Raw genomic sequence first — 1013 nt, forward strand, 5'->3', positions numbered from 1 at the left:
CTCAGGCAACATCCCAAAACTAATCTGGATAGGCTTGGGATGGCCTGTAGAGTTCCGAGCTAGCGATCAGGACTCTACAGTCTTAGCTGAATAAGAAATACAAAAACTCATCAATCAATGGGTTGTCATCGGTTTGATTTGAGTTTAGCGATCGCTACTACCACCATCATTCTCCAAATTCGATTCAAAATCATCGCTCAAACCTCGTCTTTCAATTCATTACTGATTTTTTTCATTAGGATGTCAAAACGATACAAAACTTTGACATCCTAATCTCTAATCGCTAGTTACTCAGCTCAAAAGTCACTTATCGAATAACCTCCTGAATTATTGTGTCCCAAAAATCTTCATTCCTCACTGGGAGATCGGGTAGCCGGGAATTAGATTCATCCAGCAACTCAACCGTCACGTTACTCAAGCTTCCAGTGAAGTCAAAGGGCATTTCATCGACATAGCTTTCAGTTATAGGTGTCCCTGTATCAAAGCCCACATCAAAGGTTTCGTCCTGGTTAAATTTAACCGGAAGACTTTCTTCAACTCGACCTTCACCAATTTGGTTTCCGTTAGCATAGAGAGTAACTGTTGCTCCAGCATAAGGTTCCTCACTATCGGTAAGATAGTCTGCCTCAAAGGTAACGCTGCCCGTGGGTAAAGGGCTAGAGCTAGTGGACGTGATCTCATAGCGCTCCATCCCGGCGAAATTGTAGTGGTACACCAATTTGTCATCTTTGATAAATAGTCCAAAACCGCCAAAACGCCCCCCTACGGTGAGCAGTACCCCTTCATTACCTGGCTCAAAGACCACATCCGCTGTGATGCTGTGGTTCTTGCCTTTCAAGTCAGGTATTGCCGTTTCCCTGGTGCGGAAATGATCGGGATAGGTAAAGGTGGTGCGCCCTTCGGTAATCGTCGGGCGATTGGACTCATCAAATCGTTCGGTTTTGCTGTCGTCAAGGGGAAAGACGTTGTATTTAGAGGCTTCAGCATAGAACAGTTTGATCATTTCGTCCAGC

General features: G+C 44.8%; 1 pseudogene. It reads right to left on the reverse strand.

Annotation, left to right across the window (positions count from 1 at the left end):
• Window positions 1-307: 307 nt before the first annotated feature.
• Window positions 308-1013, reverse strand: a pseudogene (locus F6K40_RS40525) (hypothetical protein); the annotation flags it as partial.

The sequence above is a fragment of the Okeania sp. SIO3I5 genome (assembly GCF_010672085.1).
In the GTDB taxonomy this organism is placed as follows: domain Bacteria; phylum Cyanobacteriota; class Cyanobacteriia; order Cyanobacteriales; family Microcoleaceae; genus Trichodesmium.